Origin of the sequence: Pseudomonas petroselini, assembly GCF_045037875.1 — a bacterium.
Classification (GTDB): Bacteria; Pseudomonadota; Gammaproteobacteria; order Pseudomonadales; family Pseudomonadaceae; genus Aquipseudomonas; species Aquipseudomonas petroselini.
On sequence record NZ_CP173614.1, the window covers coordinates 1,516,447 to 1,535,760 of the forward strand.

At 58.8% G+C, this 19,314-nt stretch carries 18 protein-coding genes, 1 tRNA gene and 2 pseudogenes; 12 read left to right on the plus strand and 9 right to left on the minus strand.

Translation table 11 applies throughout. The features are described from left to right. Nucleotides 1-161: 161 nt before the first annotated feature. Complete coding sequence (locus ACI512_RS06920) at nucleotides 162-1,817, plus strand: GGDEF domain-containing protein (RefSeq protein WP_236380564.1); 1,656 nt, start codon at nucleotides 162-164, stop codon at nucleotides 1,815-1,817. 551 nt (nucleotides 1,818-2,368) lie between these two features. Here the strand turns inward: ACI512_RS06920 and ACI512_RS06925 are convergent. The 5 genes and pseudogenes from ACI512_RS06925 to ACI512_RS06945 form a co-directional block, all read right to left on the minus strand. After that, nucleotides 2,369-2,878, minus strand: coding sequence for a hypothetical protein (locus ACI512_RS06925; RefSeq protein WP_236380563.1), 510 nt, complete (start codon nucleotides 2,876-2,878; stop codon nucleotides 2,369-2,371). Nucleotides 2,879-3,075: 197 nt separating this feature from the next. Beyond that, nucleotides 3,076-4,461 (minus strand): annotated as a pseudogene (locus ACI512_RS06930) (DUF927 domain-containing protein); the annotation flags it as partial. 50 nt (nucleotides 4,462-4,511) lie between these two features. Beyond that, nucleotides 4,512-4,811 (minus strand): annotated as a pseudogene (locus ACI512_RS06935) (Arm DNA-binding domain-containing protein); the annotation flags it as partial. Nucleotides 4,812-4,978: 167 nt separating this feature from the next. Then, nucleotides 4,979-5,055: transfer RNA gene (locus ACI512_RS06940), tRNA-Met, on the minus strand. 191 nt (nucleotides 5,056-5,246) lie between these two features. Then, nucleotides 5,247-5,798, minus strand: a complete 552-nt coding sequence (locus ACI512_RS06945; protein WP_236380560.1) for an RNA polymerase sigma factor — start codon at nucleotides 5,796-5,798, stop codon at nucleotides 5,247-5,249. A 263-nt stretch (nucleotides 5,799-6,061) separates the two neighbouring features. Between ACI512_RS06945 and sctW the strand changes: the two genes are divergently transcribed. Genes sctW through sctU form a run of 11 tightly spaced genes read left to right on the plus strand, consistent with a single transcriptional unit; the run spans nucleotide 6,062 to nucleotide 16,199 of the window. Beyond that, a complete protein-coding gene (gene sctW, locus ACI512_RS06950; protein ID WP_236380557.1) occupies nucleotides 6,062-7,126 on the plus strand; it encodes a type III secretion system gatekeeper subunit SctW in 1,065 nt (354 codons plus the stop codon). After that, nucleotides 7,123-9,216 (plus strand): type III secretion system export apparatus subunit SctV, encoded by a 2,094-nt coding sequence (sctV, locus tag ACI512_RS06955; RefSeq protein ID WP_236380555.1) that lies wholly within the window; start codon nucleotides 7,123-7,125, stop codon nucleotides 9,214-9,216. Before sctW ends, sctV begins: the two co-directional genes overlap by 4 nt. A gap of 34 nt (nucleotides 9,217-9,250) precedes the next feature. Next, entirely contained in the window at nucleotides 9,251-10,150 is a 900-nt protein-coding gene (locus ACI512_RS06960; RefSeq protein ID WP_236380551.1) for an FHA domain-containing protein, read from the plus strand. Next, nucleotides 10,147-11,505 carry a FliI/YscN family ATPase gene (locus ACI512_RS06965; protein WP_329615967.1) on the plus strand — a complete coding sequence of 453 codons (1,359 nt, stop codon included), beginning with the start codon at nucleotides 10,147-10,149 and terminating at the stop codon, nucleotides 11,503-11,505. Before ACI512_RS06960 ends, ACI512_RS06965 begins: the two co-directional genes overlap by 4 nt. Further along, nucleotides 11,492-11,920: a type III secretion system stalk subunit SctO gene (locus ACI512_RS06970; protein ID WP_012722086.1), complete on the plus strand. Its 429-nt coding sequence runs from the start codon at nucleotides 11,492-11,494 to the stop codon at nucleotides 11,918-11,920. Before ACI512_RS06965 ends, ACI512_RS06970 begins: the two co-directional genes overlap by 14 nt. Then, nucleotides 11,917-12,375, plus strand: a complete 459-nt coding sequence (locus ACI512_RS06975; protein ID WP_236380549.1) for a type III secretion system HrpP C-terminal domain-containing protein — start codon at nucleotides 11,917-11,919, stop codon at nucleotides 12,373-12,375. The genes ACI512_RS06970 and ACI512_RS06975 overlap by 4 nt, the downstream gene beginning before the upstream one ends. After that, on the plus strand, nucleotides 12,372-13,385 hold the full coding sequence (locus ACI512_RS06980) for a FliM/FliN family flagellar motor switch protein (RefSeq protein WP_046034125.1): 1,014 nt from the start codon (nucleotides 12,372-12,374) through the stop codon (nucleotides 13,383-13,385). Before ACI512_RS06975 ends, ACI512_RS06980 begins: the two co-directional genes overlap by 4 nt. Next, a complete protein-coding gene (gene sctR, locus ACI512_RS06985; protein ID WP_064054689.1) occupies nucleotides 13,382-14,035 on the plus strand; it encodes a type III secretion system export apparatus subunit SctR in 654 nt (217 codons plus the stop codon). Before ACI512_RS06980 ends, sctR begins: the two co-directional genes overlap by 4 nt. Nucleotides 14,036-14,042: 7 nt before the next feature. Further along, nucleotides 14,043-14,306 carry a type III secretion system export apparatus subunit SctS gene (gene sctS, locus ACI512_RS06990; RefSeq protein WP_012722090.1) on the plus strand — a complete coding sequence of 88 codons (264 nt, stop codon included), beginning with the start codon at nucleotides 14,043-14,045 and terminating at the stop codon, nucleotides 14,304-14,306. Between the two features lie 10 nt (nucleotides 14,307-14,316). Next, nucleotides 14,317-15,105, plus strand: a complete 789-nt coding sequence (sctT, locus tag ACI512_RS06995; protein WP_231807463.1) for a type III secretion system export apparatus subunit SctT — start codon at nucleotides 14,317-14,319, stop codon at nucleotides 15,103-15,105. Further along, complete coding sequence (sctU, locus tag ACI512_RS07000) at nucleotides 15,102-16,199, plus strand: type III secretion system export apparatus subunit SctU (protein ID WP_064054691.1); 1,098 nt, start codon at nucleotides 15,102-15,104, stop codon at nucleotides 16,197-16,199. Before sctT ends, sctU begins: the two co-directional genes overlap by 4 nt. Here the strand turns inward: sctU and ACI512_RS07005 are convergent, their stop codons facing one another. Genes ACI512_RS07005 through ACI512_RS07020 form a run of 4 tightly spaced genes read right to left on the minus strand, consistent with a single transcriptional unit; the run spans nucleotide 16,200 to nucleotide 19,313 of the window. Beyond that, nucleotides 16,200-16,550, minus strand: a complete 351-nt coding sequence (locus tag ACI512_RS07005) for a hypothetical protein (RefSeq protein WP_012722093.1) — start codon at nucleotides 16,548-16,550, stop codon at nucleotides 16,200-16,202. Between the two features lie 11 nt (nucleotides 16,551-16,561). Continuing rightward, nucleotides 16,562-16,765, minus strand: a complete 204-nt coding sequence (hrpT, locus tag ACI512_RS07010) for an HrpT family type III secretion system protein (protein ID WP_012722094.1) — start codon at nucleotides 16,763-16,765, stop codon at nucleotides 16,562-16,564. Further along, nucleotides 16,762-18,906 carry a type III secretion system outer membrane ring subunit SctC gene (gene sctC, locus ACI512_RS07015; protein ID WP_231807461.1) on the minus strand — a complete coding sequence of 715 codons (2,145 nt, stop codon included), beginning with the start codon at nucleotides 18,904-18,906 and terminating at the stop codon, nucleotides 16,762-16,764. Before sctC ends, hrpT begins: the two co-directional genes overlap by 4 nt. Before the next feature lie 14 nt (nucleotides 18,907-18,920). Then, nucleotides 18,921-19,313, minus strand: a complete 393-nt coding sequence (locus tag ACI512_RS07020; RefSeq protein WP_064054693.1) for a hypothetical protein — start codon at nucleotides 19,311-19,313, stop codon at nucleotides 18,921-18,923. Between the last annotated feature and the right edge of the window lies 1 nt (nucleotide 19,314).

A 19,314-nucleotide genomic window follows, 5' to 3' on the forward strand; every position in this document is an offset into this window, starting at 1 on the left:
GCTGTCTGTTGTAGGGAAACAAACGCCAATCACGCCGCAAGCGAGGATAACGGCCGCGTTGGTTATCGTGGCGCGCGATTGCTGGCCCCGGATGAGTGATGTCACAATGATGTGCCACGCTTTGCATGCTCAACGATTAGCGCGATTGCCGGATTATTATCATGCCCAGCCTCTGTTGCTGTTCTAACACGCTAGGCCAGCCGAAGAGACTTCTCCTGGTTCAGCTGCGCCGACTGCTGTGTTTAGTGCTGCTTTGGGATCAGTCTGCGTGGGCCGATCCTGGCCCTCAACAGAATGGCGCCAAACAGGTGATTGATGTACAGCTACGTTGGAAGCATCAGTTCCAGTTCGCGGGCTACTATGCCGCGATCGCAAAGGGCTATTACCGCGAAGAAGGACTGGATGTGCGCTTGCACGAAGGTGGCCCCAATGTCACACCAGTCGAAGAAGTGCTATCTGGGCGTGCCCAATACGGCGAAGCCAATAGTGAATTGCTCTACGCACGCCTGCATGGAAAGCCCTTAGTAGCGCTGGCCGTGATTTTTCAGCATTCACCTTCCGTGCTCGTGGCTCGCACAGACCAAGGTGTTCGCACTGTGCACGACCTGATCAACAAGCCGCTGATGTTGATGGATGCACAGACCGATGCTGATTTTCTGGCGATGTTCCGTAGCGAGGGTATACCCCTCGAAAAACTACAACTTCTACCCAGCAGTTTTCAAATTGGGGATCTAGCCAGCGGTAAGGTGGCTGCGTTCAACTCGTACCTGACCAACGAGCCCTTCTACCTGCAAGAGCGGGGCGTGGATTACAACATCATCTCGCCCGTCACCTATGGGATCGACTTCTACAGCGACATCCTGTTCACCAGTCAGGCCGAGATTGACGAAAATCCACAGCGGGTCGAGGCCTTCCGCCGCGCTACCTTGCGCGGCTGGCGTTACGCGATGGATAACCCCGAGCAAATCATAGACCTGCTGCTCAATCAGTATTCGGTGAAGAAAAGTCGCGCGCACTTGCAATTCGAAGCTGAGGCCATGCGTCCGCTGGTGGTATCTGACCTGATAGAGATCGGTCATATGAATCCGGGGCGTTGGCAACGAATGGCTGAAACCTTTCTCGAACTGGGTATGGTCGACAACATCGCCGGTCTGGAAAACTTCATTTACGATCCAAACCCGCCACAACTCGTCGAGCGGCTGCGCAAGACCATTGTGCTGATCAGTATTGGCTGTGTGCTTGTCTTTATGTTCGCTCTGGTTCTGTTAAATGCCCAGCGCCATCTGCGCAACGAGATCAAGTTGCGCAAACTCGCCGAAGAGGCAGTACACAAGCTGGCCTTCTATGACAGCCTGACTGGCTTACCCAATCGCAATAGCTTTATTCCCTTTGCTAGTCAGAAGCTGCTGGTCGCGAAGAGCCGTGGAGAACATCTGGCCCTGTGCTATATCGACTTGAATCACTTCAAGCAGATCAATGATCAATTTGGTCACCAGGCAGGCGATGCCATCCTGATCCATGTAGCCAGGGCCATCAAATCCAATATTCGCGAGTTCGAAATAGCCGCGCGCATGGGCGGTGACGAATTCGTAGTGCTGCTCGACTGCGCGCATCGCAGAGGCGATATCCAGCGCATCACCGATGAAATCTGCAAGGCCGTCGACCTGCCCATTCCATGGAAAAACAGCCAACTCAAGGTCAGCGCCAGCCTAGGGGTGGCGTGGTATCCGGAAGATGGCGAAGTTCTGGACGATCTGATTTTCAAGGCCGACACCGCCATGTTCCAAAGCAAAGCCAGTATCGCGGCGCAGGCTTGAAGCTGCTTGCGTGGTTCCCCTGCGAAAAAACTTGGTAGTTAGAAACCAGTGCGCCACTGCGGTTTGCGTGTGCGTACTCCTTTGCATGACGCTTCTAGTCAGCGCCGTGACTGACACGGTTTGTAGAAGCTGAATGTTCCATAGCCGCCTACGGTAATCCTCCGTCCGTTTCTGGCCGTTCTCTGCCGATCTTGGTTTCAACGCGTGTTGGTCAAATACGATGTAATTGCTGGTCAGAACGAATGCAAGTTGCTGTTCGGGTCGAATGCAAACGCGTCGTCAAGTGGAGCGCAATTTCTCAGGCTGCTGGGCATCTGGGAGAGGTGTAGGAATGCGTGTGGCGAACCCCTCTGCTGCTCGCTGAAGGCGCCCAATGCGACGGGGTGATGGGGGTTAAAAACCGATACCCCTCAAGAAACGGTGTTCCAGGTGTTCCACTAAAGCTGAAAGCCACGGAATACGTGGCTTTCAGGCCGGAATACCTTTTTATTTGAGCTGGAACACCAGGTGTTCCAGCGGAAAAAGGTGTTCCACGTTGATGGTCTGTTGAATCAGGCCGCAAGCAGTTCCTCAACCGTCGGTTTCGTTGCGCCTGGACTGATTGTGTGAACACCGATGTATTTAATACGGTCTTGCTGATGGGTAGGAGGTAAGGGGATTTGAATGCTTTGCAAGCAACTGGGTATGCCCAGAGCTTGAATGACTTCCTGATACCGTTTGGCAGCCGTCACCAGTTCATCGGCGTTACTTCTTAGCTGCTCCGCTCGCTTGTACAGGATCGCTGTTAGGAGCTCTTTATGGGTCGCTTCCAATGCTTGGCCGCACTGTTCGAGTCGTTGGTCGATCTCAACCACTTCCTGTTCAAGTTTAGCGATGGCAGCAGCTCGAGCCAGGTCCTTGCCACGGCTTCTGTCCGATTCGCCAAGGATTGATTGCAGGGCTGTGTCTGCTTCGGCTTCAGCAGACGTATCACCAGCAGCAATGGCTGCACTGTAGGCCTTGAGCGCCTTGTCATGCGCCGATGCTCTTGCTTCCTTGTCCAGAGTGTTTTCAGCAACCAATGCCGTTAACTTGTGGGCTAGCTGCTTCTTGGTCCTCTCGAGTTCTTGGAGCGTTTCACGTTGAGCTGCTTATTTGTTCTGAGCCGCTTTAATTTCGGGGGTTGAAATCGAGTTTCTGTTAGACATGCGGGTATCTCCATTTACATATGGTGCTGCGAAAGGCTTGCCGGAATGGCAGGCCAAAATGGATAACTAATTTATGCGGCCTCGAAGGAGTGCCCGCTGTCATCCGCCATGAGTACGGAGGAGTTAAAAACGTAGGCACGGGCTTTAGGCATGCCCGGCAGCCTTACCGATTGAGCCGCTTTGCCATCGCTGCCAGGCTCTAAAATGGCCCGGCTCAATAGCTCTTTGTTGACTGCGTTTAGGTTCATGCCTTTGAAAACCTCGGAGCACCAAGCCTCGAGCAGTACGTAATAGGTGGTGGTGGTATGCAGTGCATCACCCAGTCCATGCTCCAGCGTCTTGCGAAAGCCAAGTCGGTCGATGGTGCGAGGACCGTGCTCGTCGATCTTGGCGGCGGCGGATTCCCAGCGAGTGAAACGGCTCTCTCCGAAACGCTCGATCACTTGGCGAAGCCGCGCGACGATGGCGTCACTTTCGAAGTTTCCGGCACCGCCGCGCTCATTCAGCCAGGCATTGAGACAAACCTTTGCCGCCGTGGTCGCTCCACCCTTGGGCCAACCTGTTATCCCCAAGGCGGTGGCCAACTCCCCAGCGGCAGCGGCCAATCCAAAACGAGTAGCGGCACGTTGGGCCTGTCCGCTTACTGATGTGGGTAGTGAAGTCGAGACAAACCTCTCAATGGTGTGGCGCAATATGGTCGACCACCCCAGCATCTTTCCGGGCTCACATAGGGCTGACAGGAAGGCAGTTATCGGGGTGCCGTAGTATTTGGTCACCCGAGCTTTTAGAGCGTCTGAAAGCGCAGCTGCATCCTCAAAACCATTGAGGGCGTCGAACATCCCAAGGCCTTTGCTGGCATCGGCAGGCACCGCGAGCATGCGTACTTCCATGCCCGCTTTAAGATCCTTGTTTGCCTCTGCCATGTGCTGCGCTAACGTCTTTTCCCCGGTCGAGAGAAACAACAAGCGCCATTCCTGAACGTGACGACCGGCCTGGCCTCGATCATTGGCGCGTGCTTTGCCACTGCCATTGCCCAGCATGTAAACCGTTTCGCCAATGATGCGCGGATCGCACATCCCGATTTCATCGAGCACCAATAAGCCGTCTGAGTGCGCGGCGGCGATGGACTCCAGGGCGTTGTCAGTCGAGCGCCAGGAGCGCACGCAACGCGGACTCCCGTAGACCGATGCGGCCACCTGTAAATGGGTGGTCTTCCCACCGGAGCTATCGCCGTAAAGTTGAAAGCCCCCTGATTCATGGCCTAGCATGTGCAGTAATGGCCCCGCGAAAGCGGCACACACAACAAACGTCAGGCGGTGGTTGCCAGTGCATAGGGAACCGATATGGCGCTGCCATTGTGCGAGTGTTCCGGCCTGACTAATGGGCGGAAGTTGAGCGCCCGCATCGTAGAAGTGCAGCTGCTCTTTGCTGACTCCAATCTGTTGCTCTGGGAGCAATGCCACTCCCGTGCGAGTGGCTCGAACGTATTGTTACTTGCCGCTAGCTAAGCAGCTCGGCGAGCCTGTTTGTTCGCCATTGGGTTCTTGCCGTCGGCTGCGTCACTGCGCAGTACGGAAGCCTTCTGCCTTGCAAATGCCCCACTGACCTCTGGATAACCGCCGAGACCTAACCAGCTCCATTTACCAGCTGGCGTTTTGTAGCGCAGTTGCCAGGACTTTTGACCGTCGGGTTTCACGCGGAAATACAGACCGTTGCCGTCCTGTTCCCGGTATTCCTTGATGTCGGGCTCCAGGCTTGCCAGGACGGTGTCAGACAAGGGGCGGCGCTTGATTTCAGAACGCTTCATGGGCATGTATCCCCTGAGTTCTATTTTTCACCAAGGATACACAGGGGATACACGGTGGGAAGGTATAGGGGTAGACAGAGGTGAACAGCCAGAAACAAGAAAGCCCGCACTAGGCGGGCTTCTTGTGGTTGTTTATAGACTGCTATAGACATCTATAAACAGGTACTTGGTGGCTACACAGGGACTTGAACCCCGGACCCCAGCATTATGAATGCTATGCTCTAACCAACTGAGCTATGTAGCCAAGTGGCGCGCATTATTCGCGTAGAACGGGAATGCGTCAAGTATTTATTTTGAGTTTTTATCTGCGCTTTCAACTGTTTAAGCGAAATCACGGGTTCGGACGACGAGTGGTTCGCGATTCACCCTGTCGCGCACCAGGAAAGCCTGATCGCGTTGGGCAGATATCCCTGCCGCCCAACGCGTGGCCTGACGTTAAGGAGACTTCGGGTTTTGAGTGGCGCGTTTGAGCTGTTCGCGCGCCCTTGATAGGCGCGAGCGAACGGTGCCGATAGGAATGTCCAGTGCGTCAGCGGTGTCCTGGTAGCTGCCGTCGGTTTCCAGTGAGGCGTAGAGCGTCTTGCGCATTTCGCTTGGCAGGTGGTCGATGGCACTCAGGGTTTTTTCCAGGCGCCGATTGATTTCAAACTCCCAATCCAGGTTGTGGTTATCTTCTTGCCCATGCCAGAGCGACTCGTCAAATTCGCAATGCACCGGCTTGGCGTACAGGCGCCTGAAGTGGTTGCGTATGAGGTTTTGCGCGATGCCGCACATCCACGTGCTGAGCGTGGCATTCCCGCTGAAGCGCTCGCGGTTGCGCCAGGCTTCCAGGTAGGTCAATTGCAGAAGATCGTCTGCATCTTCGGGGTTGAGTACGCGTTTGTGAATGAAACGCCGAAGTTTTTTTTGCTGGTCGTCTGTCAGGTGATGCATGAATTGAGGCGAGCTGCCAACGAGGTGCGCTAAGGCTTCAATAGGGATATTCATGGTTTTTTCCTTGGTGTAGACGCAGTCGAAAGGGTGTCGACGGGAACCCCTTTTGCACTGGCTGTGCCAAAGAAAATTTTTTATTAACGTATTGATTTATATAAATAAATATCTTGTATTGATGCGATTTTGTGCAGCGCCTTGCATAGACCATTGAAGGCTTGTGCAAGTCTTTTCAAAATGGCCGTGCAATCGTCTATTGATGGAACCGCCTGGTCGGGTCTTGCCACACAGGGAAACACTCTTCCTGTTCGGGCCTGTCCATGAAAGTTGAATTTTCCCCCGATGTGCAACCGGTCCAACAGCTGGATCAGCCTGCTGTCATCCACACCTCCGTTCCTGCGCCCGTCAAAGGCATGGATGAACTCGCTTTTCTGTTCAACCAGGAAGTGGACACTAACAGTCGCACGTTGGGTGAGAGGAAGATTGGCGTGCGCGTGCTCCCATCCGAGCAGCTTGCGCATATCTATGATCAGTTGGGCCATCCAGCCCAGGCGACCCTGGCAAGTTTTTCACGTCGCATCCGCTGGCAATTGCTGCAGCAACCGAATATCGACAAATTGCTGGAACTCGCGGGCGGGGACCCGGCCCGCGCGTTTGTGGTGCTCAAGTATGTGGCGGCCCAGGCGGACACCGAGGTGCGCCCGTCGGAAGCGGCGTTGGCGCGTGATGCGATTGCCAAGTTGGAGGTCCGTTACAAAGGGGAAATCCAGGCGGGCCTGAACATTGCCGTGGCGTTGCAGGCGGCCTCTGTCGACCCTCAGGAGCGCCAGGCGCTACGCACGCTCTACTATGCCAGTGTGGTCACGCGTCAATCGTTGGCGACGATGATGCATGCGCTGCTGGGCGTGTACGGCGGCGACCGGTTTGCCGACGGGCTGAAGGTGATGCGAAAGGCCTTGGCGGACGATATCGCGGCCAAGGTATCGTCAATGCCGACACCTCTGTTGCGTACTTTGCTACTGGGCCTGCAAAGCTGTGGGCAGTTGAGCGGGGTGCTTGCGGGGTGTCACGCGCTGCTTCAGCGCCTGGGCATCGATCATGACGCTGTAGGTCTGCTGCAGCGCCTGTTGGGTTTCGCCGGCAGCGGCATTTCGACTGCCGAAATCCTAAGGTTTGGGGATGATTTTGGTGGGGCGTCGGAACGCCAGAAATTGTTGTCTCTGAATGCGCTTTACCCCTTGGTCCAGCAATTGCCATTGGCGTTGTGGCTCGATAGCCGAGTACGTGAAGAAACCCTGCGTGGCTTCCTGGCAGTGATGGGGGAAATGGAGCGGATTGCGCGTGGCCCTGCACGTTTTCCCGATGAGCTGGGGCCCCTGGCGTGACTGCGCTTTCGGCCATCAACCGGTTTTTGCTCAAGGTAGCGCAGCGCGCCGAAGTGCTGGGCGCCGTGGTGGTGATGGCCATCGTATTCATCTTCATCGTGCCGCTGCCTACCTGGCTGGTGGACATTCTGATTGCGCTCAATATCTGCATTTCGTGCCTGTTGATTGTATTGGCGCTGTACCTGCCGGGCCCCCTGGCATTCTCGTCGTTCCCCTCGATTCTGCTGTTGACCACCATGTTTCGCCTGGCGCTGTCGATTGCGACAACGCGCCTGATCCTGTTGGAACAGGACGCCGGTGACATCGTCGAGGCCTTTGGCAATTTCGTGGTCGTCGGCAACCTGGCGGTGGGGATGGTGATCTTTCTGATCCTGACCCTGGTCAACTTCCTGGTGATCACCAAAGGCTCGGAGCGGGTGGCCGAAGTGGCGGCGCGTTTCAGCCTGGATGCGATGCCCGGCAAGCAGATGTCCATCGACAGCGACTTGCGCGCCGGTTTGATTGACGGCATGCAAGCCAGGGATAAGCGGGAGCAGTTGTCCCGTGAGAGCCAGTTGTTCGGTGCCATGGACGGGGCGATGAAGTTCGTCAAGGGCGACGCTATCGCCGGCTTGATCATCGTAGTGGTCAACCTGTTGGGCGGTTTCTCCACGGGCATGTTCCAGCACGGTTTGAGCGCCGCCGACTCGATGGCGCTGTACTCGGTGCTGACCATTGGTGACGGCCTGATTGCGCAGATCCCGGCGCTGCTGATCTCCCTCACTGCCGGCATGATCATCACCCGTGTGGCGCCGGATGGGCGCAAGGGCGTCAGCAATATAGGGGCCGAAATTGCCCGGCAGATGACCAGCGAACCCAAGAGCTGGATGATCGCTTCGGTAGGGATGCTTGCCTTTGCCGCAGTACCCGGCATGCCTACCGGGGTGTTTATCCTGATAGCGCTGATCACCGGCAGCTTGGGGTATTACCTGGCGCGTCAGCGCCAGCGGCAAGAGCAACCGGAGGCTGAAGTCGCCGACGTGGTGCGTCCCGAAGAGAACGGTCGTGAGGACTTGCGTGGGTTTGATCCATCGAGGCCCTACCTGTTGCAGTTCTCCCCGGCGTTGCGGGGGACGCCTGAGGTGGCTGATCTTGTGCACTCGATTCGCCAGGCGCGAAATGCGCTGGTCGCGAACATTGGCCTGACACTGCCACCGTTCGAGGTGGAACTTGATGACTCGCTGGCCGACGAGGAAATGCGCTTCTGTGTGCATGAGGTACCGATGGTCAAGGCGTCGGTGGTCAACCTCGTGGCGGTTGAGCGTAAGGCGCTGACGGTTGAGCCTGAACACGGCATACCGGGGCTGGCAGAGCGCGATGAACAGCATTGGGTCTGGTTACCGCTGGGCGATCCGCTGCTCGATGATCCGCAGTTGGAGCGCTTCACCGCCGCGAGCCTGATTGTTGAGCGCATGAAGCAGGCCATGATGCTCAGCGGGCCGCAGTTCCTGGGAATCCAGGAGAGCAAGTCAATCCTCAGTTGGCTGGAGCACAACCAGCCGGAATTGGTCCAGGAGCTGCAGCGGATCATGCCGCTGTCGCGTTTTTCGGCGGTGTTGCAACGCCTGGCCAGCGAGGGTGTGCCGTTGCGCGCGGTGCGGCTGATTGTCGAGTCGCTGATCGAGTACGGTCAGCATGAGCGTGAACCGGACGCGTTGGCCGACTATGCGCGCATTGCGCTCAAGGCGCAGATCTACCATCAGTACAGCGAAGCCGACGGCCTGCATGCCTGGTTACTGTCGCCGCAGGCGGAAAACATCCTGCGTGAAGCTCTGCGCCAGACCCAGACCGGGGTGTTCTTTGCACTCGACGACGAACACAGCGCGGCGTTGGTCAACTTGCTCAATCAAGCCTTTTCGGTGCGCCCCAAACTCAAGAGCGTGATGCTCGTCGCTCAGGACTTGCGCAGCCCTTTGCGTACGTTGTTGCTGGAAGAATTCAACCACGTACCGGTGCTGTCTTTCGCCGAGCTGGGCAGTACCTCCAAGGTCAAAGTGCTGGGGCGCTTCGACCTTGGCCAGGACGAGTTGATGCGCGGGGCGGTGGCATGAGCGCTGGACGATGTCCCGCAGGGAGGGCGCGATGATGTTTGAGTTGCGAGTGCTCGATGGGCTGCATCAGGGCGCTGCGTTGCCCTTGTTTGGGGAGCAGTGGAGCATCGGTGCCCACGTCGATGCTGACCTGGTGCTGAACGATCCGGGTATCGCCGAGCACCATGCGTGGCTGAGATTCATCGACTCGAACTGGTCAGTGCAGGCCGAGGCAGGACTGTTGCATGGGGCTGATGGTCAGTTACTGGCACAGATCGCACGCTTGGCGCCGAACGTCACATTTTCGGTGGGAGGCGTGCGGCTGTGTGTCACCTCGGCCGATCAACCCTGGCCCCAGGCGCCGGCCCCTGCACCGGTAGCGTCGCCCCAGGTCAATGACCCGGCGCGGGTACTTAAGTTATCGACCATCACGCACTCGCAGCAAAAACGCCTGATTACCTTGGTATTGGTGGTGACGGTCATCTTCATCGTGTTGGGCATGGCCTCCACGGGTGAGCCTGAGGCCCAGGCTTCCTTGATGCCGCCGGTTGTTCAGAAACAGGAACTGGCCTCGCCGTTCGAAGTGCGCCAACAGTTGTTGAAGATGCTCGGCGAGCGTGAATTGAGCCAGCGCGTCAATTTGCAGGTCATCAATGGGCAGGTCGCGCTCAGTGGGGATGTCTCACAGGATGATGTCGAACTGGTCGCGCGCATGCTCAACCGTTTTGGCGAGCAATTTGACAGCGCGGTGCCGGTGATCAGCCGTGTGCGCGTACGGGATGGGGCGTTGCCGTTCAAGATTGTGCAGATCGTGGGTGGGCCCAATGGCCATGTGGTCCTGGAGGAGGGCAGTCGGCTGTTTGTCGGGGATGAAGTGGATGGCCTGCGCCTGGTGCTGATCGACAACAGCAAAGTGGTTTTTGACGGCGTACAGCGTTATGAGGTGCGCTGGTGAACGCGCAACTGCAAGCGCGTCTCGACGCCTGGCAGCAGCGCCAGGCCGAGTCGCTGGCGACCTTCGCGCCCGTGACGATGCGGGGCCGCATCCAGCGCGTAAATGGCATGTTGTTGCAGTGTCGACTCCCCCAGGCGCGTATCGGTGATTTATGCCGTGTGGAGAAAAAGCCGGGCGACTATATGCTCGCAGAGATCATTGGTTTCGATCAGCAGGATGCTGTGCTCAGTGCGCTGGGCAACCTGGAAGGGGTCCAGGTGGGCGCCGGCGTCGAGCGCCTCGGGGTCGCGCATCGGGTGCAGGTCAGCGAGGCACTGCTGGGCCAGGTGCTGGATGGTTTCGGGCGGCCGATCTCGGGCGAAGGTCCCGGTGCGTTTGTCGAGGCCGACTTGCCGGACACCAGCGCAGTGTTGTGTGAGGCACCGTTGCCCACCGAGCGGCCACGGATCCACCGCGCGCTGGCCACTGGGGTGCGTTCCATCGATGGCCTGTTGACGCTGGGCGAAGGCCAGCGCGTGGGCCTGTTCGCCGGGGCGGGTTGCGGCAAGACCACCCTGTTGGCCGAGATCGCCCGTAACGTGGAGTGTGACGTCATCGTGTTCGGCCTGATCGGCGAGCGGGGGCGCGAGCTGCGTGAGTTTCTCGACCATGAGCTGGATGAGCAACTGCGTTCCAAAGCGGTGCTGGTGTGTGCCACCTCCGATCGTTCCAGCATGGAACGAGCGCGTGCCGCGTTCACGGCGACGGCGTTGGCTGAGGGTTATCGGCGCAAGGGCCTGCGCGTGTTGCTGCTGATCGACTCCCTGACACGTTTCGCCAGGGCCCAGCGCGAAATCGGCCTGGCCGCCGGCGAGCCCCTGGGCCGTGGGGGGCTGCCGCCGTCGGTGTACAGCCTGTTGCCGCGGTTGGTTGAACGCGCCGGGTTGACCCGTGACGGCGTGATCACGGCGATCTACACCGTGCTGATCGAGCAGGACTCAATGAACGACCCGGTGGCCGATGAAGTGCGCTCGCTGCTCGACGGCCATATCGTGCTGTCCCGTAAGTTGGCCGAGCGTGGGCACTATCCCGCGGTGGATGTGCTGGCGAGCCTGTCGCGGATTTTGAGCAACGTCGCCCAGCCCGAGGATATTCAGGCGGGTACGGCGTTGCGACGTTTGTTGTCGGCCTATCAGCAGATCGAGCTGATGCTCAAGCTGGGGGAATACCAGCCAGGGAGTGATGCCTTGACCGACCTGGCTGTGGACAGTCGCCAGGCTGTCGATGGTTTCTTGCGCCAGGACTTGCGTGAGCCTGCACCGATGGCGGCGACGCTTGCGCAACTCAAGGAGCTGACCACCTATGTCCCATTCTGATGTGCTGCTCAGTGAAGTGGAGACGCTACGGCGCCTGCGCCGGCACCGTGCGGATCGGGCCGAGCGCGCCCTGCGTGAGGCTAAGCGTGCCCAGCAGGCCCTGCTTGCGAATATCCAGCAGGCCCAGGATGCGCTTGAGCACACTCGGCAAGAGGAGGCCCTGCAAAGTGCTCGGTTGCTCAGCCAGCACCAGGGGCAGGTACTGACCTTGAAAGCCCTGAAGTCCTGGGGCGGCCAGGAGCGTTCCTTGTCTGCCAATACCCGGCGGGACATGGGGCAGTTGGAGGCCTTGCAGGGGCAGCGCGAAGAGAAGCAAACCCGCGTCGGCACAGCCCAGAAACAGGTCACTGAATGCCTGCGGCAGGTGGAAAAACTTCAGGAGCTATCCCTTTTATTGGCGCAGGAGCCGACATGACCCAGGTTTCAGATAAACCCGCTGAACGTCCACGCCGACGTGATCCGCGAGAGGAGCGAGAACCCGGGGGCGCAGGTGGGGTGCCGGCGGAGCTGACGCGGTTGTTTGCCCAGTGTTGGGCCGCTGACGATGAGGGCTCAGGGGCGCAGGCGTCCCTGTTCGGAACCCGGGCGTCGGGCGATGTTGTCATGATCGAGGCGCTTGCCGAGCAACTGGCGCCGCGTCTGCAGGCCGCGCCCCAGTGGCCGCTCAAGGCGGTCTTGTACTTGCCCCGCCTGGGGCGGATCAACGCCAGTGTGCGCCGCGAACAAGGTGCCTGGAGTATCGACCTGGAGGCGGAGGAAGCTGCGACGGCGCGTTGGTTAAGCGGCGTGCGGCAACAGTGTGAGGATCGGTTTGCGGCCACGCTGGGTCAGCCGGTCAGCCTGCATCTGCCCACTGTCGGCTGCGCATGATAGTGCCGCTGCTGACAGTGCCTTTGGTTAAGAGCAGCACGGTTGCCGCGCGACGTCGACTGGGCCGTGGCCTGAGCCTGGCGTTTCAGGTGGCCGGGCAGGGTGGCCAGTTGCGGCTCGAGCCTGGGCGTGCCCCCGCAAGAGGCGAAGCGGTGTGCTTCGAAACGGTGTGTGGCGTGCTGGCGCTCGCCGAAGCCGGTCCGTTGCTCAGCCTGCTGGGCGAGTGCCCTGTGACGTTGGCCCCCTCCGGCAACGATCCGGATTCCTGGTTCTGGGAGCTGTTCCAGCTTCACCTGAGTCCTCAGGTGCGAGCCTTGTTGGGCTATGTGAGATTGCTGGAGACCGACCGACCCAAGGCGTTTGGCTGCCGACTCAGTGTGACCCTGGGGCAAACCCGGGTCGAGGGGTATGTGTGGCTGAGCCCCGAGAGTTTCCTGGCGTTGTGCGATGCCGGCCCGTGGCGTGGCCGCGCCGGGCCGATGCCCGCGTCGTTTCGACTGGCTATCGCGGTGACCCTTGGGCGTTTGCAGTTACCGATCGCGCAAGCACGCAGCCTGCGGGTCGGTGATGTGCTGGTGCTTGAGCAGAGCTTTTTTCTAGCCCAGGGCAATGGCTACGTACAGGTTGGCACACACCGATTGCATGGGTGCATTGACGATGACAGTGGGCCGTTGTGCCTGACCCTTACTTCAATCGAGGAGACGTCTGTGGACGAAGAATTCATAGCCCCCCACTACGCCGGGGAAGAAGACGATGAACCCGTGACGGACGTATTCGGTCACGAGCCATTCGATGAACTGAGCATGGCGCTGAACGTACGCTGCGGCACGTTGAACCTCACCCTGGGCGAGTTGCGCAACCTCGCGCCGGGCGCGGTGCTGGGCATTGCCGGTTACGCACCGGGCATGGCGGGCCTCTATTACGGTGATCGGCCTATTGGCCAGGGACAGTTGGTGGAAGTCGACGGGCGCCTGGGTTTGCAGTTGTCGCGCGTGATGTTCGGTCGATGATACTGCAAGGGTTGGACCCCTTAGTCCTGGCGGTATTTTTGGCGGCATTGTCGTTGATGCCCATGCTGTTGGTCGTCTGTACGGCGTTCTTGAAGATCGTGATTGTGCTGATGATCACCCGCAACGCCATCGGCGTGCAGCAGGTGCCGCCGAGCATGGCTATCAATGGCATCGCGCTTGCGACCACGCTATTTATCATGGCGCCGGTAGGGTATGAAATTGCCGAGAGCGTCAAAGCTTCGCCTCTTGACCTGAGCAACGTGCAAACGCTGCTGCAGACGGCAAATGAAGCCATCAAACCGTTGCGTGCCTTTATGCTGCGCAACATCGACCCGGATGTGCTGACGCACCTGCTGGAAAACACTGCACGCCTGTGGCCCGCGCAAATGGCCCAGGAGGTGCAACGCGAAGACCTGATCCTGCTGATCCCGGCGTTCGTGCTGTCGCAACTGCAGGCGGGGTTCGAGATAGGCTTCCTGATCTACATCCCCTTCATCGTCATCGATTTGATTGTCTCCAACCTGCTGCTGGCGCTGGGCATGCAAATGGTCTCGCCGATGACCATTTCCCTGCCCCTCAAACTGCTGTTGTTCGTGATGGTGTCCGGCTGGTCGCGTTTGCTCGACAGCCTGTTCCTTTCCTATCTCTGAGGGGCTTATGGAACCAATCGTACTGTTCAAGCAGGGCATGTTGCTGGTGGTGGTGCTGTCGGCACCGCCTTTGTTGGTGGCGGTGGTGGTAGGCGTGATGACGTCGCTGGTCCAGGCACTGATGCAGGTGCAGGACCAGACGCTACCCTTCGGCATCAAGCTGGTGGCGGTGGGGATCACACTGATCATGACCGGCCGCTGGATAGGCGTGGAGTTGATCCAACTGATCAACCTGACCTTTGACATGATCGGCCGCTCGGCCCTGAACTGAGGGCCTGCCCGTGCTGCTCTATCTCGAGTATTTGCCCAGCCTGGTGATCGGCATGGCGCGGATCTACCCCTGCGGCATCCTGGTGGCGGCGTTCTGTTTCCAGCATATAAGGGGCATGCCGCGCCATACCCTCGTGATGGTCTTGGCATTGATGCCTGCGCCGGGTATCTATGCGGCGTTGGCAGGCCAGGATTACTCCGCGATTCTATTGGGGGCGCTGGTGCTCAAGGAGGTGGCCTTGGGGGTTCTATTGGGCGTGCTGCTGGCGATGCCGTTCTGGATGTTCGAGTCAGTGGGGGCGCTGCTGGATAACCAACGCGGCGCTTTGGCTGGCGGCCAGCTCAACCCCTCGTTGGGGCCGGATGCGACGCCGATTGGACACTTGTTCAAGCAACTGGCGATTTTCCTGCTGATGGTGAGCCTGGGGTTGGGCACGCTGACCCAGGTGATCTGGGACAGCTACCTGATCTGGCCTCCCACCGCATGGTTCCCGCTGCCGGCGGCGAATGGCATGAGCGTGTTCATCGACCTGTTGGGTGACACCTTCACGCACATGTTGCTCTACGCCGCGCCCTTTATCGCGGTCTTGCTGTTGCTGGAGTTCGGCATCGCGCTGCTGGGGGTCTACAGCCAACAGTTACAAGTCAGTACGCTGGCACCACCGGTCAAGAGTCTGGCGGGGATCGGTATTCTCTTGCTCTACTTTGCGCTGTTGCAGGACCTGATCGTCGGGCGCATGGGGCTGTTGGGCGATCTTAAACATTCACTGAGGTTGTTGATCAAGGTCGCCATCCCATGAGCGATTCCGGCGAAAAAAAGCACCCCGCGTCAGCCAAGAAACTGCGTGACCAGCGCAAGAAAGGCCAGGTCGCCCAAAGCCAGGACGTTGCAAAGCTGCTGGCATTGACGGCCATCAGCGAGATCGCCTTGTTCACCGCCGAGACCAGCCTGCAACGTTTCCAGCAACTGATGCTACTGCCGTTGTCACGCCTGACCCAGCCCTTTACGCGAGCGCTGGAAGAAGTGCTGTTTGAGGGGATGACCGTGTTTTTTTCGTTCGCCCTGTTGATGGTCGGGGTGGCGATTACCACGAAGCTGATCAGCAGTTGGATGCAGTTCGGGTTGCTGTTCGCTCCCGAGACGCTGAAGCTGGATTTCAATCGCCTCAACCCTATCAGCCAAGTCAAGCAGATGTTCTCTGCCCAGCAGTTGATGAACCTGCTGATGAGCGTTGCGAAGGCCTGCCTGATTGCTTCGATTCTGTATGGGGTGATCTGGCCCTCATTGGGCACGCTGATCAACCTGGCCACCAGCGATCTGCAAAGTTACATCCTGGCGTTGATTGCGCTGTTTCGTCACTTGCTGCATGTCTGCCTCGGTATGCTGCTGGTGCTGGCGCTTATCGACCTGATCATGGTGAGGCACTTTTTCGCCAAGCGCATGCGCATGACCCAGGTGGAGGTGGTCAAGGAGTACAAGGACATGGAGGGTGACCCCCACGTCAAAGGGCAGCGGCGTTCGCTGGCGTATCAATTGGCCCAGGAAGAGCCCAAGGTCAAGCTGCCCAAGCTGGAGGAGTCCGACATGCTGGTGGTCAACCCGACGCACTTTGCTGTCGCCCTGTATTACCGCCCCGGTAAAACGCCGCTGCCGATGCTGGTGAGCAAAGGCACCGACGATGAAGCGCGCACATTGATCCGCCGCGCCAAGGCGGCCGATGTGCCGGTGATCCAATGCGTATGGCTGGCGCGCACGCTCTACACGAAAAAGCTGGGCGCAAGCATCCCGCGCGAGACCTTGCGGGCCGTGGCGCTGATTTACCGCACCTTGCGCGAGCTTGATGATGAGGCCAAGCGCGAAACCCTGGAATTGCCGGAGCTTGAACGGCGCTGATCAGCGGATCGAGCTGGTATCCAAGGCTTGCAGGCCGGCCAGTGACAGCATCCGGCTGAGGATCTTGTCGAGCGCGCTGTTGGAGGCAGGCAGTGCGTGCCAGATCACCAGGGCGTACTGGGCGTCGAGGTAAACAAAACACCCATCGAACGCCAGCGCGTGCTCACAGCGAAGCTCCAATACCCGCTGCAATTGCCCGGTCTGCAGCGCTTCGCGAGCAACTTGCAGGGCGAGTCCCGGGCGATCTCCAGCGTGCAGTGCGCTTACCTTGATACCGGGCGCGAGCGGCAGGTGAGCAGCAGTGCCGCTCACCAGGTTGTCCAGAAATACCTTGCGTTGATCGTCGGGCATTGACGAGGACCTCACCGTTCCAGCGATACCGTCTGGTAATCCGCACGTTCGCCGGCGGGGCCCGGCTCAACGCGCATTTGCGGCGGCCACCAGATCACCATCTTGTCCTTGGTCGATTGTGGGCGTGAGCACGAATCGCCCTTACAGGTGGGGGTGCAGCCGGCGACGAGCAGTGCAGCGCCGATCAGCATGACGCACAGTACAGGGTGTTTCATGGCGTGGCCTTCTGAGTGGGAGTGATCAAGGAGGGGCGGGGCACACTGAGGTGTTCATCCTTCACCACGGGGCGCATGGCAATAAACACCTCGGCTTCTTCACCCGGTTTGAGCCAGGCACGCGGCCATACGGTGACTGCCAGGGTCTGCGAGTTGCTGCATTCCTTTTCATCGATACGCACATTGCGTTTGAACTGGTTGCGCAGTACGACCACCGCCACGTTGTAGTCCGGACCGGCGTACCACTGGCTGCGCTCGGTATTCAGCGCCAGCAAGTCACGGGTGCTGCACAAGGTGTTCAGCCCCAGCGGCATCGGCGCGGCGTTGAACGCTTTGGGCACTTCCCCACTGACCAGGCGGGCCAGCGTCGTGATGATGTCACTGCGTTTGATCACCGGCTGATGCGGCGAATAGCGCCTGGCCAGTGGTGTGAGGGCCGCTTGTAACTCAGCCTGGTCGTCCTGTGGCAAGTAGCGCGACGGGTCGTCCTGGTCGCCGATGACGCGGGGTGTCAGGATAAACAAGCGTTCACGGCGATTGTTGTGGCGTTCTGTCGAAGAGAACAGCGCCTTGCCCAGCAACGGAATATCCCCCAGCAGCGGAATCTTCTTTTGCTGGTCGGAACTGTCTGTGACATGGAAGCCACCCACTACCAGCGAACGCTTCTCCTGCATCACGGCCTGAGTGCTGACCTTGCCCCGGCGAACGTCGGGGTGATTGGGGTCTCGCTCGGGATTGGTTTCGTCGAAATTACCGTCTTCGATATCCACGACCAAATGGATCTGGTGAACGCCGCGGCCCGTCGTTACCCGGGGAACCACTTGGAGGCTGGTGCCCACCGTAACAGGCAAAATGGTTGCGTAATCTCTACCGGGGGTGATGTATTGGGTGCGGTTGAAGTCGATCACCGCCGGCTGGTTTTCCAGGGTGAGCACCGAAGGGTTGGAGACCATGGTTGCCAGGCCCTTGGCCTCCAGTGCGCGGATGTCGGCGTAAAAACGATCACGGTTTTCAATCGAAACTTGCGACGAGGTGCCAGGTGCCATGTTGACGCCTCCGCGGAAGCGACTGTTCTGGAAACCCCAGTTCACCCCGAATTCACGCAATTGCGTACGTTCGATATCGAGAATGATTGCGTCGATTTCGATCAACTTGCGCGCGACGTCGAGTTGAGTGATCAGGTCGCGGTACATGGCCTGGCGTTCCGGCAGGTCATAGATCAGCACAGCGTTATTGCGCACATCGGCTTCGACGCGGATCCGGCTCTTGGAGACCGGGGCGCGTGGCGTGACTGTCGGACCCGTGTCCAATTGTCCTGCGTTGCCATTTGCACCGAGCATTTGGCCCAGTAACGGATTGCCCAGCCGAGGTACATTGGGGGTTAGAGGGGACGGCTGGGATGAATCGGGTTGGCTCATCCCTGTTAGCGTCGAGGCTGAGCGGGGCTCCAAGAGTCCCCGCAAAATGTTCGCGACGCCGGGGACAATGAGCTTTTCACCGCGGTAGTCCACTTTGCGGTCTGCGGCATTGGCGAACTTGAGTGGGAAGCTGAGCACGCTCTGTTTTTCATCCGCCGAGCGGCGTTTGCTGCTGAACTGTTTGATCTGTTCGATGTAGGTTTTGGGGCCGGAGACCAATACGACACCGTCTTCAGGCAATTCGCCCCAGCCGAAACGGCTATCAAGCAGGCCGATATCGGTCAGCGCTTGCTTGAGGTCGGAAATAGTTTCCGAGGAGACTTCCAGGCGCGCGGATTCCTGCTGGTCCAGCGTGCTGATGAACAGGGTGTTGTTGTAGAGGTACCACTGAAAACGGTGCTCAACGCCGAGTCTATCCAGCATGGATTGCGGGGTATTCGCGCGGATCTTGCCGTTGACGTCGCCCTCCAGCAAGCCTTCGATTTGCAGTTGCGTGCCAAAGGTCTGGGCGAAGTCTTCGAGCACTTCACGTAGTGGTTTATGGTCGGCCTCGTAGGCGTAGGCGGTGTTTTTCCATTCTGGGGGGATGGCACCCAAGGTGTTTTCCACTGGCGCCAGCAGGCAGGACAGCAGGAGCATGCTGCTCCAAAGTGTTCGTCTGGATGAAGCACCAGGCGAGTCTTGGCGCAACAAGCCGCGCCGCTTGTGGGTCTTGTTATTCATAGAGAGTTCTCTGGTTAATACGGCAGTGAACGCAGCGAGGTGGGTTTGAGAGGCTGGAGTGGGCGAGCAACGCGCGCGAACGTGGCACGCCATATGTCGCGCTGGTTGAGCAGGGTTTCAAGACAATCGAACACCTGTGCCTCTCCCGGTCCATCGCGCAAGGTTTGAATTAGCCAAAGCTCGCCACTATCGGCTTTTCGCCCCAATGTGCCCGAAAAAAGGTTCATGCTGACGGCGCCCAAGCGCAGCCAACTTTGCAATGTCGTGTTATCTGAAGGCGTCGAGGTCAACTGAACCTCCAGTCGTATGAAGGCCTCCTGACGTTTTAAAGTGATCCTGTCGTCGCCTTCAAATAACGTGAGTTGTTCTGCGCGACTATTCAGCCAAGCACAGGCGAGATCGTTCATC

Excerpts from the sequence above, each read along its gene's own strand:
- ACI512_RS07020 (WP_064054693.1), bottom strand. The coding sequence starts at position 19,313 with ATGAACGATCTCGCCTGTGCTTGGCTGAATAGTCGCGCAGAACAACTC.
- sctS (WP_012722090.1), top strand. The coding sequence starts at position 14,043 with ATGGAACCAATCGTACTGTTCAAGCAGGGCATGTTGCTGGTGGTGGTG.
- sctU (WP_064054691.1), top strand. The coding sequence starts at position 15,102 with ATGAGCGATTCCGGCGAAAAAAAGCACCCCGCGTCAGCCAAGAAACTG.
- ACI512_RS06970 (WP_012722086.1), top strand. The coding sequence starts at position 11,492 with ATGTCCCATTCTGATGTGCTGCTCAGTGAAGTGGAGACGCTACGGCGC.
- ACI512_RS06980 (WP_046034125.1), top strand. The coding sequence starts at position 12,372 with ATGATAGTGCCGCTGCTGACAGTGCCTTTGGTTAAGAGCAGCACGGTT.
- ACI512_RS07005 (WP_012722093.1), bottom strand. The coding sequence starts at position 16,550 with ATGCCCGACGATCAACGCAAGGTATTTCTGGACAACCTGGTGAGCGGC.
- ACI512_RS06960 (WP_236380551.1), top strand. The coding sequence starts at position 9,251 with ATGTTTGAGTTGCGAGTGCTCGATGGGCTGCATCAGGGCGCTGCGTTG.
- sctW (WP_236380557.1), top strand. The coding sequence starts at position 6,062 with ATGAAAGTTGAATTTTCCCCCGATGTGCAACCGGTCCAACAGCTGGAT.
- sctC (WP_231807461.1), bottom strand. The coding sequence starts at position 18,906 with ATGAATAACAAGACCCACAAGCGGCGCGGCTTGTTGCGCCAAGACTCG.
- ACI512_RS06920 (WP_236380564.1), top strand. The coding sequence starts at position 162 with ATGCCCAGCCTCTGTTGCTGTTCTAACACGCTAGGCCAGCCGAAGAGA.
- ACI512_RS06975 (WP_236380549.1), top strand. The coding sequence starts at position 11,917 with ATGACCCAGGTTTCAGATAAACCCGCTGAACGTCCACGCCGACGTGAT.
- ACI512_RS06945 (WP_236380560.1), bottom strand. The coding sequence starts at position 5,798 with ATGAATATCCCTATTGAAGCCTTAGCGCACCTCGTTGGCAGCTCGCCT.
- sctR (WP_064054689.1), top strand. The coding sequence starts at position 13,382 with ATGATACTGCAAGGGTTGGACCCCTTAGTCCTGGCGGTATTTTTGGCG.
- hrpT (WP_012722094.1), bottom strand. The coding sequence starts at position 16,765 with ATGAAACACCCTGTACTGTGCGTCATGCTGATCGGCGCTGCACTGCTC.